Source organism: Candidatus Methanoplasma termitum (assembly GCF_000800805.1).
Taxonomy (GTDB): domain Archaea; phylum Thermoplasmatota; class Thermoplasmata; order Methanomassiliicoccales; family Methanomethylophilaceae; genus Methanoplasma; species Methanoplasma termitum.
Genome location: NZ_CP010070.1, coordinates 1,318,658 through 1,335,519 on the forward strand (window position 1 = coordinate 1,318,658; position 16,862 = coordinate 1,335,519).

The 16,862-nt window shown below is 48.9% G+C and carries 18 protein-coding genes; 9 read left to right on the forward strand and 9 right to left on the reverse strand.

Annotated elements, in window-relative coordinates:
* Positions 1-39: 39 nt before the first annotated feature.
* A complete protein-coding gene (locus tag Mpt1_RS06405; RefSeq protein ID WP_052399328.1) occupies positions 40-1,662 on the reverse strand; it encodes a beta/alpha barrel domain-containing protein in 1,623 nt (540 codons plus the stop codon).
* A 622-nt stretch (positions 1,663-2,284) separates the two neighbouring features.
* Here Mpt1_RS06405 and Mpt1_RS06410 point away from each other — a divergent pair.
* The 4 genes from Mpt1_RS06410 (at position 2,285) to Mpt1_RS06425 (ending at position 4,983) form a co-directional block, all read left to right on the forward strand.
* A complete protein-coding gene (locus Mpt1_RS06410; protein WP_048113214.1) occupies positions 2,285-3,514 on the forward strand; it encodes a hypothetical protein in 1,230 nt (409 codons plus the stop codon).
* Between the two features lie 66 nt (positions 3,515-3,580).
* Entirely contained in the window at positions 3,581-4,009 is a 429-nt protein-coding gene (locus Mpt1_RS06415) for a DUF3784 domain-containing protein (protein ID WP_048113215.1), read from the forward strand.
* A 46-nt stretch (positions 4,010-4,055) separates the two neighbouring features.
* The gene (locus tag Mpt1_RS06420; RefSeq protein ID WP_048113216.1) at positions 4,056-4,472 is read left to right on the forward strand and encodes a hypothetical protein; all 417 of its coding nucleotides are present in this window, start codon (positions 4,056-4,058) and stop codon (positions 4,470-4,472) included.
* Positions 4,473-4,548: 76 nt separating this feature from the next.
* Complete coding sequence (locus tag Mpt1_RS06425; protein WP_048113219.1) at positions 4,549-4,983, forward strand: hypothetical protein; 435 nt, start codon at positions 4,549-4,551, stop codon at positions 4,981-4,983.
* Positions 4,984-5,061: 78 nt separating this feature from the next.
* On the opposite strand, the gene Mpt1_RS06430 is transcribed toward Mpt1_RS06425, so the two are convergent.
* Positions 5,062-6,105, reverse strand: coding sequence for a Fic family protein (locus tag Mpt1_RS06430; protein ID WP_048113228.1), 1,044 nt, complete (start codon positions 6,103-6,105; stop codon positions 5,062-5,064).
* A gap of 185 nt (positions 6,106-6,290) precedes the next feature.
* Here Mpt1_RS06430 and Mpt1_RS06435 point away from each other — a divergent pair, with 185 nt between their 5' ends.
* Genes Mpt1_RS06435 through Mpt1_RS06450 form a run of 5 tightly spaced genes read left to right on the forward strand, consistent with a single transcriptional unit; the run spans position 6,291 to position 8,752 of the window.
* Positions 6,291-6,770 carry a hypothetical protein gene (locus tag Mpt1_RS06435; RefSeq protein WP_048113236.1) on the forward strand — a complete coding sequence of 160 codons (480 nt, stop codon included), beginning with the start codon at positions 6,291-6,293 and terminating at the stop codon, positions 6,768-6,770.
* Positions 6,771-6,792: 22 nt separating this feature from the next.
* Positions 6,793-7,386, forward strand: coding sequence for an METTL5 family protein (locus tag Mpt1_RS06440; protein ID WP_048113246.1), 594 nt, complete (start codon positions 6,793-6,795; stop codon positions 7,384-7,386).
* Positions 7,387-7,392: 6 nt separating this feature from the next.
* Positions 7,393-7,953 (forward strand): exosome complex RNA-binding protein Csl4, encoded by a 561-nt coding sequence (locus Mpt1_RS06445; RefSeq protein WP_048113247.1) that lies wholly within the window; start codon positions 7,393-7,395, stop codon positions 7,951-7,953.
* Positions 7,950-8,129: a hypothetical protein gene (locus Mpt1_RS07630; protein WP_148305855.1), complete on the forward strand. Its 180-nt coding sequence runs from the start codon at positions 7,950-7,952 to the stop codon at positions 8,127-8,129. The genes Mpt1_RS06445 and Mpt1_RS07630 overlap by 4 nt, the downstream gene beginning before the upstream one ends.
* Positions 8,126-8,752, forward strand: a complete 627-nt coding sequence (locus Mpt1_RS06450) for a tRNA sulfurtransferase (RefSeq protein ID WP_048113251.1) — start codon at positions 8,126-8,128, stop codon at positions 8,750-8,752. Before Mpt1_RS07630 ends, Mpt1_RS06450 begins: the two co-directional genes overlap by 4 nt.
* A 6-nt stretch (positions 8,753-8,758) precedes the next feature.
* Here Mpt1_RS06450 and Mpt1_RS06455 read toward each other — a convergent pair whose 3' ends face one another.
* From Mpt1_RS06455 to Mpt1_RS06485, 7 genes are all read right to left on the reverse strand, one after another.
* Positions 8,759-9,010 (reverse strand): hypothetical protein, encoded by a 252-nt coding sequence (locus Mpt1_RS06455; protein WP_048113254.1) that lies wholly within the window; start codon positions 9,008-9,010, stop codon positions 8,759-8,761.
* Between the two features lie 393 nt (positions 9,011-9,403).
* Positions 9,404-11,311: an ATP-dependent DNA helicase gene (locus Mpt1_RS06460; RefSeq protein WP_048113257.1), complete on the reverse strand. Its 1,908-nt coding sequence runs from the start codon at positions 11,309-11,311 to the stop codon at positions 9,404-9,406.
* Positions 11,311-11,700 (reverse strand): DUF6015 family protein, encoded by a 390-nt coding sequence (locus Mpt1_RS06465; RefSeq protein WP_048113258.1) that lies wholly within the window; start codon positions 11,698-11,700, stop codon positions 11,311-11,313. The genes Mpt1_RS06460 and Mpt1_RS06465 overlap by 1 nt, the downstream gene beginning before the upstream one ends.
* Positions 11,701-11,709: 9 nt before the next feature.
* Positions 11,710-13,296 (reverse strand): phosphoglycerate dehydrogenase, encoded by a 1,587-nt coding sequence (serA, locus tag Mpt1_RS06470; protein ID WP_048113261.1) that lies wholly within the window; start codon positions 13,294-13,296, stop codon positions 11,710-11,712.
* The gene (locus Mpt1_RS06475; RefSeq protein WP_048113265.1) at positions 13,293-14,363 is read right to left on the reverse strand and encodes a pyridoxal-phosphate-dependent aminotransferase family protein; all 1,071 of its coding nucleotides are present in this window, start codon (positions 14,361-14,363) and stop codon (positions 13,293-13,295) included. The genes serA and Mpt1_RS06475 overlap by 4 nt, the downstream gene beginning before the upstream one ends.
* 86 nt (positions 14,364-14,449) lie before the next feature.
* Positions 14,450-15,604 carry a pyridoxal phosphate-dependent aminotransferase gene (locus Mpt1_RS06480; protein WP_048113271.1) on the reverse strand — a complete coding sequence of 385 codons (1,155 nt, stop codon included), beginning with the start codon at positions 15,602-15,604 and terminating at the stop codon, positions 14,450-14,452.
* A gap of 40 nt (positions 15,605-15,644) precedes the next feature.
* Positions 15,645-16,718 carry a formate--phosphoribosylaminoimidazolecarboxamide ligase gene (locus Mpt1_RS06485; RefSeq protein ID WP_048113274.1) on the reverse strand — a complete coding sequence of 358 codons (1,074 nt, stop codon included), beginning with the start codon at positions 16,716-16,718 and terminating at the stop codon, positions 15,645-15,647.
* Positions 16,719-16,862 lie beyond the last annotated feature (144 nt).

The following is a 16,862-nucleotide window of genomic DNA, read 5'->3' on the forward strand; positions in this document are numbered from 1 at the left end:
CATAAAAATGTAAGAACGGGCTGAGCCCGTTTGAAAAGTTTAAAGCAGAGCCTTCATGACCCTGTCGGCCCTTGCGTCAAGCGTCTCGACATGGGAGACCTTGCTCGCGTACTCAGACAGAGCGACGATGTCTTCATTCTCAATGCACTCGAGCTTGAATTTCCTTGTTCCCGCCATTAACTGCTTCAGTCCCTCTCCCAGCCTGTCGTGGAAGTATGTGTAAAGGGAGACCGCTCCCCATGGGATGTCCGCGCCGATCTTCTTCTTGGGGAACCTTTCCTGCAATCCCGTCGCTGCAATGAAGAACTTGTGCGGATCCGCTCCGTACTGTTCGACGAACGACTGAGGAAGCTGGTGCTTCTCTGCCAGCTCGGCGTAGTGCTTCCCCTTCACCGCTGCGGTGATCGGGCCTCTCGCCATTGCGATGGATTTGACGATCGGTCCCTGGCCCATGTCCGAAAGCGCGAACGCTTTGTACATCTGGGTCTCATTGATGAACCCGCCTGCGAATGACAGGTCCGGAACGTATCTTCTCTGCTTCTTGAGTTCTTTTGCACACGCCATTACCTGGCTGAACAGCCATATACCGGGCGAGCTCAGCTCGTTCATGTGGCTGACCGGGGACATTCCCGTTCCGCCGCCAGCCGCATCGAATGTGAGAAGATCGATCTTTGCTTCCGAAGCGCATTTCATTGTGAATGCGACCACTTCCGGCTTGTATGCTCCGGTCTTCAGGAAGACGTTCTTCGCACCTTTCTGCCTCAGCTGGTCTATATCCTCGAGGAATGCCTGCTCGTTGGGGAACCCTACGCGGCTGTGTCTCTCGAATGTTTTGAACACTCCCGATTTGAATGCTGCCTGGACCTCCGGATCGGACGGGTCCGGCATGACAATGTATCCTCTGGATTGGAGTTCCAGCGCTCTTTCCAGAGTGTTGAGCCTTACTTCTCCTCCGATGGCCTTCGCTCCCTGGCCCCATTTCCTCTCTATAACTTCAACATTGAGCTTAGAAAGACCGTAATCTTCCACATGGGCGCGTGCGTCCTCGACGTTCGTCTGCATAACGATGCGGCCGTTCTTTCCGTCCCAGTAATCTTTGTATGATTTCACACGGAACGCCATGTCCGGGGATGACTGTACCTTTCCGTTCGAGTATACAGCTTCGGAATCCATTCCGCAGACGTTCTCACCTATTACTTCACAAACACCCGCAAGTGCGGCGCCTCCGGCCAGCTCCTTCCAGTTGCTCTTTGCGACCGCGGTGGAGCCGAGTCCGGCGATGTGCACGGGCAGCTTCATCTTGATCGGGTTCTTTCCCCTCGATCCGACAACTGTCGAGATGTCCACATTCTCGAAGAATGCGACATCGGGGTTGGGTTCGATGCCTTTTGCGCCGATGAGCTCGGCCATTATCTGGAAGTGCGACCAGTCAAGGAGGTAGTCCTTGTTCGAGGCTGCGGTGGATTTTCCGAAGTGCTCCGGGCTCGGATAGAGTACCTCTCTTCCCCTGAGTGCGCCTTTTCCTACTTCGCAGAGGACGTTGCAGTCCTCGATGCACACGGGACACATTCCGTTTATCGGACACGGGTCCTTCACGCGGATCGATGTGCCGGTTGTTGATTTTGAATTCTCGATTGACATGTTCATATTCATCATCTTCATAGTTCGACTATGATTGATACTCAAAATTTTTTCATAGATTTAAGCCTTTTTGACGAGAAAAAATATGTATGGACAATTGTCTAATTTGATTGTTAAATTATGTAAAATACTCGATATTAATTTAATTATTTAGATGATTGTACAATGGGTTTTTGACGTTATTTTTGTTCGCACATCACACATAATTGATAAAGTGTTCCGACTTTTCTTGCTTTCTTGTGTATATGTCAACTGAGAATATTCCCTACAATAATGTCCCCCTTCTTCATACACGTAGGAAAATAATCGTGGGTCTGGTAACCTATAGACCTTTGAAATTTTGAAATTGTTAATATTAGCCACTGCTCGATAACACGGTCATGAAGACCGAAATGGAATTTTGATCGAAGTCGTCGTTGTCATTTTGCTTCCGGCTGCAGTGATGGGGGCTGCTGCCGGCAATGACAATAACAACGAAAAACGTGTTGATGGCCACTACATATATACAATCACTCCGATTAATTCATACAATTCTAAACCTTTTCTTAACTATTTTACATCACGGTGATAAAATGCCACTCCTCAAGAAAAAGAAAATATCGACGCCCGTCAGGGGTTCTGTCACAGGTGCGGGTTCGATCTTATGAGTAAAGTTGAGTCGCCGAAGTCGGAACCGAAACAGAAAGTAACCGGCAGCAGAACCGGACCCGGGAAGAAAGAACAGACAGATGCGCTATATTGGCTTCCCCTCGATCGGTTGTCATTAGACCCCGCGGTAATGGAATGCATCAAACTGGGTCTTTCCTGTGGTAAAAGTGTGGAAAGAACTGCCAAGGGTGTGTCTGAGATCACAGGACTGGATATTCAAGAATCAAAGAAACTTGTAATGAAGGCTATGACGGACGCCATCGCTCTGGCGAGGAAGAAGAAAACCTGTACGTACTGCGGCGGAGATATGAATGCCGATGGTAGATTCTGTCGTAAATGTTTGAGGGAGGTAGGTTGGGAGAATAGGCCGGAGCCGCCGATGGAGACAGAGGCGGTCGAGGAGCCGGGACCTGCGATCGATGAAGAACCGGAGCCCGTATGTACGCTGGTAACGATCTCCGTTGAAAGCACAACAAGATATGGCGGCGGATACGATCCCGAACGGAATGAACGTATGGAACCTCCTTTTAATATAGAACATAAAGAACAGGCGGCCAAGAACCTTGTGGACGGATTCAACACTGGATCCCTTATTGTGCATGATCCCGATTATGAACGTTACTGTGCCAAAGGTTGGAGCATTTATAACGGAACGAACGAGGCCACGATATTCGTTCCATGCTCGAATGATATGATCCTTCTTTTCAGAATGAAGCAAAACGAACGGAGTGTCAACCGCATTGAGTACGGTGCCCCTCCTCTCGGCATCGTCCGTTTCTTTAACATAAAAAACGTTGAGTTGGAAGGTTCGGTCCTTCGAGCATACAGTACGGATCCAGACAATTCGTTCTCGTTCAATCTGGATCCCGTCGATCGGCCGGCCCATCCCGAGGATTGTATAGAAGACGGGGCCACCGCAGTTAAATTATTGATCGACGGGTTCCGTCGCGGGAAGATCGACGGTTGGTCGGAGCAAGGCGAGAATGTTAAACTTACCATTGCTTGTTTTGGAGGATATGTTGATTTCACGATGAGACGGGAGGATCATAAAAAGAACCGTGTGTCGATCCACAGATATGATGCCTCGTACACCATATGCAACATCGTCAGAATGAACAAGAGCGGAGATTACGTGGAAATGAGCGACTGCTCGGTCGGGTCGAAATCTTCGTATAAGCCGGAGAACCGCATAACTTTCAGAATAAACAAGAAGCCGTCGGGATGATGCCTTCGTGTAAGATCGAAACTGATTGAGACAAAGTTTATTTGTCCCCCCCCCCAATATCTAATTATGAAGATCGAAGGCAGAAAGAAGAATGCCCTGATCATTGGGATCATGTGGATAGCTGCCGTGACGATCGTCGCTCTGCTCACTCCCAGGAGCGAGGCAACACTTACATTACCATTTCTTTGGATTCCGATCTGTTTCTTTCTTGCTTTAATGGGTTTCATCATATACTTCGGCCACTACGGGTTTCTTGCAGGGTTCAACATGATGACGGAGGAAGAGCTGGCCGTTTACGACATGGACAAAATTACAACGTTCATGGGGTTTTCTTTCATAACATTATCATTTATCCTTTTCCTCACTTGGCCGTTGGTGGAGATCTACGGCTCCGGTGCATTTACGATTATGCTGGTTGTTTTCATCTTTGGAGTGATAGTAATGGCCGGCTTTGCTAACAGTAAACGTTTCAAGAAGAACACCCGATCAAAATGAGTGTAAGCAGCATAGATTAATTATGCGAAAAATAAATTCAGTGTTCATGCAATTGAAAGACCGTAAAACCGGTGCCATAATTATCGGAATCATATGGGCAGCAGCTGCAGCGATCTCTTTCTACATCATTCAACCATCAGTGTTGCTCAGGTTAGTGATTGTGTTCTTCCCCCTGTTATTCCTATATTACGGTCTGGCATTCTACAGCGGATTGACCTCGTACGCAGAAAGACAATTCGAATACCTTTCACACCACGGGAAGCCGGGATTGAACATCGAATCGTTCATGATGAAGACCGGACTGCTCTTTGTGACTGCGTCGTTCCTTACGTTCCTCTGGGTGCTCATATTCGACAATATAAGGCTGGTACCGTTTGTTGCGGCGCTTGCGATCTTGGTGTCCATAAGCATATGGACGCACCGTGTCACAGTGCACAAGAAAAAGAACCGCACGCATCTGTAAATCCTCGATATGCTCGGATAACGAACATTTACTGCCTTTCCATAAGCTTATTTATTCCCCCCCCCCATATCTGATTATGGTTCTCGAAGGCAGATGGAAAGGTGCTGCTATAATGGCAGTGTTGTGGGCGGTTGCCGCTGCCGCCGCATTCTATCTTTTGCCTTTCGATACCGGAGATTGGTTCTCGCGGGTGTACCTTGTACTCTCTTTCTCTTTGTTTTTGTTCGGGTTGTTCACATTTCTCGGGCCGGACCGATTGGTCAATAGTTGGGAAAAAAACCAAGCCAGATTGAATAAACCGATGTTTGACACAGTGAATGTGTCGTTTGTAGCTGGAATCATGCTCGTTACGATTTCATATGCGGCTTTACTGTTTAGCATTCTTCAGAATGGCTGGAGAACGGCCGCTTTTTTTGCTTTTTTCATTCTGTTTTATTATTATCTGTATTACATGTCCCGCCAAACAGGACAGAGGCTTTTCAGAAGAAAGGCTTTCAGGAAATCATCCTGAAAGCCCGAGGGAAAATATCGCATGAAACATCCGGTCTCATTACCGACCGGTATGTTGTCGGGGTTTACCGCGGGTTCTTCATTTTTTCATATACTTTGCACTTTTTTTGTCGCCGATCTTCTTTATCTTTCCCTGTTTCTGAAGTTCGGACAACTTTGCTTCTATCGTTGTTATACTGATATCCGGCAAAAGTTCGGATATTTCTGCTTTTGATATCGGTGCCATGCTGTTAAGCACTGCTGCCTCTACGCGGTTACCTTTGTTCACCCTTTTATCTCCGACCACATCGAACCGCCTGTCCAGTTCTTTATAACAGGAGAACAGAGTAAAGATGAAATTCTCTATGAACGGAACATAATCGTTTTTATCTGAGTGCCACTCCTCGGATGATCTCTTCAGCGCTTCGTAGTATCTGTTCTTGGATTCGTTTATCTGAGCTTCGAACGAGACATATTTTCCTACATCAATGTCGTTCTTGTACATCAGAAGAAGGGTCATGAGCCTGGATATCCTGCCGTTGCCGTCCGAAAAAGGATGTATACAAAGAAAATCCAGGATAAAACAAGGTATCAGGATGAGCGGATCTATCCCTGCATCATCCTTTGCTTCCATATATGCCAGGATGAGCTGTTCCATCGCCTTTGGGGTCTCTTTTGATGTGACCGGAACGAACCTCACGCTGCGCGCTCCGTTCTCGTCTGTGCTTATTATGATGTTGTCCTGCTCTTTGTACATTCCTCCGCCCCTCGGCGTATAGGATGACATGATCTTGTGCATGCCCAGGATCAGCTCTTCGTTAAGTTCCAATGTTCTGTATTCTCTGTGTATGAGATCCAGAACATCGCGGTAACCTGCGATCTCCATCTCGTTATGGTTTAGAGGTGCGCTGTTCTTATTGACGATCTCTTCCATACGGCGATCGGTAGTAACGATCCCTTCGATCGCATTCGATCCTTTGACCGATTGGACCCTGGCGATGGATTCTAAGGCAACGAAAATATCTGAATTCACTTTCTTCCTTTGTTTCTCTTGTATTTTGGAAGATTCTATCTTGTTCGTCAGGCTTACAATGCCTGCACTTATCTTCAAATTCCTTATGAATGAATAATCGTAGCGCCGCATTGTATTCCCTGATAAGATATCATATTGCATATATTTGATACTGTTTATATGCAATAAATTTTTGAATTGTTTGTTTTATTGCATATTTTTTACCACTTTTATGTGCAATAAAGTGAAAACCCGATAAAAGGTCTTTTTAGATTGCATGCAACAAATGATTTAACCTCCGAACCGATAATAAATATGTGATCTACAAAGGCAGGTGGAAAGTCGCCCTTTTGCTGGCGGTTCTCTGGGTGTCTATGGTGTTGCTCATTGTCGAGTTCGTGAACTATGAGAATATGTACAGTCACGGTCCCCCCTTTTGGGACATTACTGACGTTTTTTGGATGTGCCTGAAGATGTATTCTATTTCCTGCGTGGGGGGAATTGCGATATATGTGGGGGTCTTACAAACACACCTTTTAATGCCGAAGGATGAAGAATCCCGAGATCGTTTGAGGAGAACCTCTTCTCAGAGAGGATTGTTCATTGTTACTGTGTCGTTTCTCTCCGTCCTGATAATATACTTGTCGGTGGAAATCTATGCGATAGGAGATTGGCTCGCCATCATACTTCTCATCGGCGTATTACTACTCTTTATTATCGGCACCTACGCTTTATTAAATGTCATCGAGATGTTGATCAATTATGTCCAAAAGTCTAAACTAAAGGAAAAATTTTAACCACTGGGCACATGGAGTACCGATGAAAAAGAAAGACCTTGAGATCGAGCTTGAAAAAGTACCGAGGTTCGAAGACCCCGACCCCTCCCTCGAACAATACCTGACGCCGGCGTCCATCGCAGCGGACGTTCTTTTCAATGCATATGCGAATGGCGATATCAGGGGTCTCAAAGTAATGGATCTGGGCTGCGGCACAGGAATGCTTTCATTCGGCTCGTGGCTGCTCGGCGCAGGGTCGGTCGTCGGTTTCGACACCTCCCGAAAAGCACTCGATCTTGCCATTAGCCACGCTTCCTCTGTCAATGCCGACATATCATTCAAATTGTCGGATGTAAACGATGTGAACGAAGGCGCCGACACCGTCGTCATGAACCCGCCATTCGGGTGTCAGACCCGCCGCGCAGACCGCGATTTCCTCAAAAAGGCGATGGAATCAGCCGAATGCATCTACTCTTTCCATATGTCGGAAACGTTGGATTTCGTAAAAGAGTACGTAAAGAAAAACAATAGAGAGATTGTGTACGATAAAATATATAAGTATGATATTCCCCATACCTTTACATTCCACAGTAAAGAAAGACACAGCGTTGACATTGTGGTTGTCAACATTAGGTGAAAATTAATGACAAAGAACATTGAAGTATTCCCGGGCGACGAGGTTGCGGTAGAAGAAGAGTATCTTGCCTCGGACGGGACTTTCGCAGAAGACGGAAAGATATACGCCTCGCAGATGGGCATTCTCGTATTGGATGATGATGAGTGCGTCGCAAGGGTCATCTCACCCAACCCTCCGAATGTTCTGAGGATAGGGGACACCGTATATGCGGTGGTCTCGGACATCAGGAACACAATGGCAACGGCGGATGTAGTTGCCAAAGACGGAACGAAGAGGGGGCTCGGCGGGGAAACTTATGCAACGATCCACGTATCCAAGATATCGCAGGGATACACAGACGATGTTTCCAAAGAGCTGAGAAAGGGAGATTTCATACGCGCAAGGGTAACCGGTATCTCGCCGTCACTCCAGCTCACGACCAAGGACGATCATCTCGGTGTGATAAGATCCCTGTGCGGAACATGCAAAACAAAACTTGTAAAAAAGGGGAAAGGACTGTACTGCCCAGAGTGCGAACGCTCGTTCTCCAGAAAGCTGGCCGATGACTACGGTGATGTTAAGTTATGATGAAGAAGGATGAGGTCGTAGTGCTCAGAGCCGAAGTGAAAGAGCTCAAAAAAGAAGTTGCCGGACTCATGGAGTTCATACAGGCGATGTACTCGATGATGAGCGAAGAGGGAGAGGAATACGAAGAGCCTCCGGGTCTCTTCGGCAATTCCGCGTTTGGGAGATTCAACACTTGAAACTGATCACCCTCATCTCGGGGGGGATCGATTCTCCGGTCGCAGCTTACATAATGGATCGCGCCGGTGCGGATGTTTTCCTGCTGCATATGGACAACCGTCCCTTCGCAGATGAGAAGTCGGTAGAGAAAGTAAAGAAGATCGCAGAGCAGCTCAGAACGGTCACCGGTTCCGCCTTCCCTCTTTATTCGGCGCCGCATGGGATGTCCCAGGAATCGATATCCAAGAATTGCGACACGAACTATCAGTGCGTAATGTGCAAAAGGACAATGCTCAGGGTCGCACAGGAGATGGCCGGTAAACTGGGGTGCGGCGGGGTCATAATGGGGGACTCGCTGGGTCAGGTCGCATCGCAGACCTTGAAGAACATAAGGTACTCAAGCTTCGGCCTTCGGATACCGATAGTGAGACCTCTCATCGGCTACGATAAATTGGAGATAGAAGAGATAGCAAAAAAGATCGGGACCTACGAGATTTCCATCATTCGGTCCGAAGGGTGTATGGTCGTTCCGTCTAAGCCTATAACCGAAGCCGATATCAAGAAGATAGAAAAATTCGACGAGTCGGCAGGTATCGATGACCTTGTGAAAAAGGCCGCCGACGGCGCCCTGAGACTTTCCTGAGCTCGGTCAGAAAACAGAACAGTATTCGGTCTCTTCGCTGCTGTATAACATATCCATGGTGACCCTTCTGATATATCTTGACTGAACTATCGATATGTAGAGGGTGTTCTTCCCGACCGGTATCTTTATATCGGATTCCTTCGGCCTTTTGACTGTCGTCGGGACCAGTGCCGGGCCTGAACACGCCGTGCACACCCTGTAGTCCCGCCCTTCGGACATTATCAGTCTTTTGACATCATCGTCCACAGCTATTTCCATGAACCCCCTCAGGACAGACTCGTTTATTACCTTTGCCCAAATGGGAACGTAGTATAATTGTAGTACCAGCCCATTAAAAATACGAACGGAAATAAATGAAGTGCCGAGGGAGTGAGCCCGGATATCCGCTCACCACGCGGCAAATCCGGGACTGCCTCGGAGGAAGGTGATGCTTTGGAAGTATCCATATTCCGCCGTAAAGGCGGTCTCCGTATCCAGATACGTGTTGGCGGATCTATCATTACGACAGATCTTGACTGGCCTTAACTGAGTACCGCGTATGGCACCGCGTTAAGGGCCCGGCTCCTTTGGGATCCCAAAGGGGTCGTTACACCTTCCCTTTCGCTCAAACGATGCTCTCGATAATTAAATACTTTGTTCGTTAGAAAAAACTCATGATTTAGAGCCTTTTCCGAAGAATTCCATGACATCTCCGCACGGATCGTCCGTGGGCTCGGCTTTTATGTCCTCGAGGTTGAACACCCTGCGGTCCAGGATCACCGCCATGCCCCTGTCCGTCCCGGACCTGATCAGTCTGCCGATGGCCTGTCTCATCTTCCTCATCGCGGGGATCTTCGACGAGTGCTCCCATCCGTTGCCGAACCTCATATCGTAGTATCTGCGTAGTGCTTCCTGCTTAGCGGTCGGTTTAGGATATGGTATTCCTACGAGTATCGCCATCTCCATGTCCTTGTCGGGGAAGTCAAGACCTTCGCTTATCCTTCCCCCGGTTATCGCAAAAAGTATGCTTCCTTCGGAGAGCTTGAATTGAGAGACCTCTTCCATAAGTTCGGGCTGGGTCATTCCTCTTCTTTCAATGAAAAGGGGTTTCCCGATATCTTTTTCTATCCCATCCCTAAGGAACCTTTCCATCAAAGAGTACGAGGGGAAGAACACCGCGGTGTTCTTATTCACAACTCTTGCCAGAGATATTATGTGTTCCTTCATCCTCGAATATATTTCTGGAATATTGTTGAATTCGTCGAACTTCGTGGAAACGTCGTTGACATAAACGATCTTCAGATTCTCGGGCGGGAATGGGGACGGGAAAGTGCGTTCCGCGACCTCCTCCAGACCTATCTCTTCCGTATAATCGGAAAGAGGTGCCAGCGTCCCCGACATGTGGACGGATGCCTTGCACGATCTCAGCGGCTCGGCGGCGACCCTCGGATCGAGACAGTATGCCTGGAACTTCGGATTCTCTCCTCCCAGAACCAAGAATATATTCATTTCTTCATCCGCGGTGTTCCACAGCGTGAGGAACGCTCCCATCGATCGGATGAACGATCGTGGGAGTTTCTTTTTCGCCTTCTTTATGTTGGCTATCATCTCTCCGTGGTCTATAAGCCCCTTGTATATCATATCGAGGGCATGCGACGATACTCCCAATCTGTACATGAGCTCATCCTGAAGGAAAGTATACGGTATCATTCCGTCGTCGCCTGTGAGATATTCCGATAACGCTTCATTCAAACATTCTCTCAATACCGCGATGATGTCAGACACCGAAAGTCCGGAATACACCTCCGGGTCGTTCCATTCCATTGCTTCCTTCTCCGCAAGGTCCATGGCCTTCATACTGTATTCCAGCGTCATCACTTCCCGCAAATAGTCCGGAAGGTTGTGAGCCTCATCGACGATCATGACCATCTTTGACAGGGGAGTTCCGGCCCATTCGAGGAACCTTTCGCGGATGTGCGGCATGAAGATGAACGAATACGGAGCGGCGACCACATCCGCATGTTTGATCAGATGTTTGACCGTCTCGTACGGACATAACTCCTTTTTCAGACAGTATTCCGAAAGTTTCTCCGGTTCCGGATGAACATTCCTTACGTGGTCCAAGATCTCCTGAAGATCTGTTCTTCCGATGTTCTCATAATATTTGCAGGGCCTTCCCGTGCCGTCATCCTTCTTGTACTCCGAACATAGCTTAGACAGTTCTTCGGATGTGCCCGATGCGTTCTCCGGATCCTTTGACATCATGGGGCATGTACTTACGCCCCTGCCCTGCACGCCTATGCAGATTATCTGTTTTTTCTGAGATATTGCGCCTGCTTCGTATACGATCTGCTTCTGCTGGGACTTGGTCCTTGTAAGATAGATTATCTTACTGTCCGTACCGATGATCGTCTTGAGGGCGCCCGTCAGCGAGACAACGGTCTTGCCGGTGCCGGTGCCGGACTCTATGACCGCGGCAACACCGTTGTTCGTGGTATTCGCTATGAGCTCGGCTATCTCTTCCTGATATCCTCTGAAATCATATGGGAAAATGTCCCTGACGTCTGGAGATCCGGTCATCACTCTTTTCTGCGCCAGATATCGGCGGGGAGATCGTTGTAAACGGCGGATTCGTCGGCCGTTTCTTCCGCGGCCTTTGACGGGCCCGACTCGGCATTCTCCATTATCTTATCCTTTCTGAATAGCCAGTAGTGTATTCTCCACTCCCTTCCGTCGTAAAGGGTGGTCTCTTCCCTTTCGGTCGTAAGAAGGCCGGCGTCCTCGAGCATATAGAAAGCATCCCTATCCTCGGGTTCAAGAATGTTGTCGATTATCCTGTCCGAATAACCGAAGAAGTTGAGGACGTGCCTGGCGAGCATGTATGCCTGCTCTTCTTCCATCTCCATATTCTTGTCGATGCTGTTCTTTATCGCATTTGTGAGATCCTCGACGGTTACAGTGTCATCCATGATATCCTCTCAGTTGTCAACGAGGTCCGCAAATTTAACATCAGTGGTGCCTGCGACCTTGCCTATCTTTTTCAGCACCTCGGCGGGGACATGCTGATCTACCGTCATGACCATCAGCGCATCGTCATTCGATCTGCCGACAGACATCTGTGCTATGTTGATGTTGTTGTTGCCGCAGACGGTGCCCACCGCACCGATTATGCCGGGGGAGTCCTTGTACGCTACCAGGATCATGTCCCCGCTCATCGGGGCATCGAATGTGAATTCGTTGAATCCCACAAGCCTAGGCAGGTTGCCGAACACTGTCCCGCGTATGGAGGTCGTCTTCCCTTTAGAGCTGATCTTTACCTCGATCATATTCGCATAGTCGGCGGACCGCTCTGTCGTTGACTCTTTTATTGATATGCCCTTCTGTTTTGCTATAGGCAGGGCGTTGATTATATTCGCGTTCTCGCGGCCGATTATTTTCTGCAACAGCCCGATCACAAACGACACGGTGAGCATCTTTGTCGGTTTTGCCGCCAGTTCCCCGCAATATGTTATCTCCAACCCGTCGATGGGGTTGGTCCCGCTCATCTGGTGGGCGAAGACCCCCATGCGCTCGGCGAGAGGTACGAACACTTCCGTCTCGGGATCGAGCTTTCCGCGCGGTGCGTTGATCGCATTGGTTATTTCTCCGTTCTTGAGATACCTGACGGCTGCCTCGGCGACCTCGACGGCGACCCTGAACTGCGCCTCCACCGTGCTTGCTCCGAGGTGGGGGGTCGTTACCAGGTTGTCCAGCGTCAGAAGTTTCTTCTCATTCTCTTCAAGAGGTTCGTTGCACCATACGTCGAATGCTGCGCCGGCGATTATCTTCTCTTTGAGCGCCGTGTACAGATCGTCCTCGTTCACGATCCCGCCTCTTGCCACGTTTGCGATCCTGGCATTGGGTTTCATCATCTTGAATTGAGGAAGGCTGATCATGTTCTTCGTCTCGGGGAGCAAAGGAGTGTGGATCGTCATGAAGTCCGCCGTCTGTATCACTTCTTCGAATGTCGTGAGTCTTACTCCTATTTCGTCTGCGACCTCTTTGGGGAGGTATGGATCATAACCGATCATGGTCATGTTGAAGGCTTTCATCCTCTTGGCCACTTCTCCTCCGACCCTTCCCACTCCCACTATTCCGAGGATCTTTCCGTTGAGTTCCACTCCCGTATATTTGGATCTTTTCCATTCGCCCTTGTGCATGGATTCATGTGCGAAGGGTATGTTCCTAGCAAGTGCCAGCAGCATTGCGCATGAGTGCTCCGCAGCTGAAAGGATGTTTGCCGCGGGAGTGTTCATTATCAGGATACCTTTCTCCGTTGCGTATGGAATATCGACATTGTCCACTCCCACGCCGGCCCTTCCTATGACCCTCAGTTTCTTCCCTGCGTCTATCACTTTTTTCGTGACCTTTGTTCCGGACCTTATGATAAGGCAGTCGTAACCCCCTATGATCTGGCAAAGTTGGTCTTCGGTCAGGTCCGCCTTCTCGTCTACCGGAAAGCCGGATCCTTTCAGTATATCCAGGCCTTCTTTGTCAAGAGGGTCTGACACCAATATCCTGGTCATGCTTTTTCCTCCAATATCTCGTCCATTACTGAGAGCAGTTTCTTCACGCCTGCGGGCGTGGTGTCTCCCATGTTCCCTATTCTGAATGTTTTGTCTTTTATGTTCCCGTATCCCTCGGATATCTCATACCCTCTTGATTTAAGGGCTGAATGGAACTTCGCAAAGTCGAGTTCGCCCTTGTTGAGGACGCTGATCGTGTTTGAGCGGTACCCTTTCTCCGGGAATATTCCGTAGAGTTTCTTGTCAGCCCACTTTTCGACGATGTCTCCCATCTCCTTGTGCCTTCTGTATCTTGCCTGCATCCCCTCTGCGAGGATGCGGTCCAGTTGGAAGTCCAATGCGAACATTAGTGATACCGGGATCGTCGTGAGCGCATAGTTCTCGTCATTCTGCTTCTTGACCTTGATAAGGTCGGTGTAGAAACCTCTGTTCGGTACCGTCTCGGCCTTCTTAAGCAGCTTTTCAGACATGACCATCATCGATATGCCCGGAGGGAGCGCCAGTGCTTTCTGTGTCCCGAACACTACGGCATCTGCATCCAGTTTCTTCAGTTTCAGATCCATTGCGAATGCGGATGTTACGGCGTCGATGAACACTAATGCGTTCGGATTTTGTGACCTTACTTCGTCGGCTATCTCATTGGAGTCGCTGAACACTCCGGTCGACGATTCGTTGCTGACCCAGTGCACAGCCTCGATGTCCTTCTTGACCTTTCCTTTGATGTGTTCCGCACGGATCGCCTTGCCCCATCCGACCTGTACTTTGTCAACGGTCTTGCCGTTGAGTTCGGCTATCTCGATCGATCTGTCGCCGAATGAACCGTTGGTTATGCCGAGGGTCTTTTCTTTAACGCCGTTCCTTATCATCCCCTCAAGGAATACTGATGCGGACCCGCCAACCATCAGAATGTCCATGTCGGTTTCCAGCGCTTTCTTCATCTTCTCTTCGACGGCTTGGTGCAGAGCCTTGTACTCTTTGGACCTGTGTGTTATCATCGGTTTCGTCTGCGCTTGAAGGACCTCTTGTTCAACGTTGACCGGTCCTACTGTGAAAAGTGTTCTGCTCAATATTATCCCTCGGGATGTGATGGCTCCGCTATCTGCTAACCTATATTTATTTTAACGCACACGCTCTTCTGACGTTACTTCAGACATCACAGTGTGAACATGAACTTCTTTATCCTAGACAGGCCCTCGATTATCTGCTCTTCGCTGGTCGCATAGGAAAGTCTGAAACAGCCTTCGCCGTTCGGCCCGAATGCGGATCCCGGTGTCACGGCGACCTGTGCCTCTTCAAGCATCTTTGTGCACATTATCTCCGACCTGATCTTCGGCGCATACCTGGGGAACAGGTAGAAAGCCCCTTGTGGTACATTCACTTCCAGCCCTCTGATCTCCCTTATCAGATCGACTGCCAGGTCGCGGCGTTTCCTGAATTCTTTTACCATGGCTTCTTTTTCATTCTGCGGTCCCGTGATCGCTTCTACGGCTGCCGGCTGAGCAAAAGAGGTGCAGCAGGATATGGAATGGGTCTGGATAATGTCCAGCGCCTTAAGGTTCTCTTCCGAGGCTATCGCCCAGCCGAGCCTCCATCCTGTCATCGCATACGTCTTTGATAATCCGGAAACCGTGATCGTCCTGTCGAACATCTCCGGTATCGATGCGATGGAGAAATGATTGCCTTCGTAGATGATGTTCTCATATATCTCATCGGAAAGGACCATGAGGTCGTTCTCGATAGCTATATTCGCTATCTCTTCTAATGTTTCGCGAGGTATCACATTGCCTGTCGGGTTGGACGGCGAGTTGAGAATTATCATCTTTGTCTTCGGCGTTATGGAATCCTCGATCTTTGCTGGGTCTACGACAAAACCGTCATCGAAACTTGTCGTGACAAATTTCGGCTTTGCCTCAGCTATCCTTATTGCCGCATCATACGTGACCCAGTTCGGATCCTCCATGATAACCTCGTCCCCGCGGTCGAGGAATGCCAGCGCAGCCATGAATATTGCATGTTTTGTTGGTGTTACCAACACATTCTTCGCCGTGCAGTGAATGTTATTTTCGTAAAATGCCTTTGTTGATATTGCCTTCCTCAGCTCGGGAATGCCGGCGGAGTTCGTATAATGCGTGAAACCGTCATCGAGGGATTTCTTACATGCGTCGATGATGTTCTGAGGGGTTGTGAAGTCCGGCTCTCCCATCGAAAAGGAAATTATATCTGCTCCTTTAGATTTCATAAAGCTCACAAGATTGGAGAGTGCTATAGTTCCAGACGCAGGAACGCCCATCAGCCTTTTTGATACCATCGTTCTACCCCAAGTGATTTTAGTATATTATCCTTTATTTTTAAGTCATCAGTGTTTTCAGATCGTTTGACACCGATGCATCCCTTATCGCCATTGCGATCCTTCCGCCCGTGCTTAACCCCGGATATATAAGGTCTGCATAAGGCGAGCCGGAAATGAACGGATTCGTTCCGGCAACGATCCTGGTGGAGATCTCGAACACCTTGAAGTCGAGCTTGTCAGTGACCACAGTTTCTAAACAGAACGGCCCCCACATGCCTCCGAATAGCTCATAGGCACGGTTGACCGAATTCTCTCCCATCTCGAACGCTTTCGGGAGAAGGGATTCCCTTATCACAACCGGCGTGTTGCCTGTCACAACGAATGATGGGTAGAGTCCGCGTCTTTTCGCATCTTCGATCGAACCCATCTTGTACATCTCGTCTATGTTGCTCTCGTCCCTTCTGTCGATGGATAAGAGTTCAAGGGACCCTCCGTGCTTGCACATGTATCCGTCCTTTTTCAGCGGGTCATAGAAGAAGTGCAGATAGTATCTGGTGCCCATACAGTACTCTTGTATCGTGTACGGCTGGGTACTGTCGATGGACATCTTGAAATCCGGGTAATCCTTTGCGATGAAGAATCCGCGTCCGCCTTTCGCTCCGTGGTACTTTACCATCACGACCTCGTTTATCTCTCTCGCGTCGGTGATGAGCCTCGGCATCGGGACGCCGCCCGAAGTGAGCCAGTTCCTCTGTTTCTCACGGTTGGACTCCCATTGCAGGACCGCTCTGTTGCCGTAAGAGGGGACCTCGAAATCCTCGAACTTGTTCGCCCCCATGTACTCAACGAACGAACCGTGGGGGATTATCACCGTATTCCTATCGAGAAGTTCTCCGTTCCTTTCGGACATTTCATCGTAATCGGAGTATTTTATTATCTCATCTGGCTTTGCCAGCGGGAATGCATCATAGTGCTTCGTGTTGTCTTTTGTGGTCAACCCCAAGGTCTTGAAGCCCATCTTGCGCGCTCCGTGAAAAATTTGCAGCGACGAGTGCGAACACACCGTGGCGATGGTTATTTCGCTGGTGTCGTATCCGTCAAGAATCTCGTCTATCCTCTTCTTGGGAACCATATCGGATTATTGCAATTATACTTTTAAATATTGCGATATTTGCAAACGTCTCTTGTGCCATGCCTTAACAGCCACTTTTTTCAAGAGCGGCAACCTCGTTATTACGCCGATCGTCTTCGTTTTCTCAAAAATATTTCTAATAGG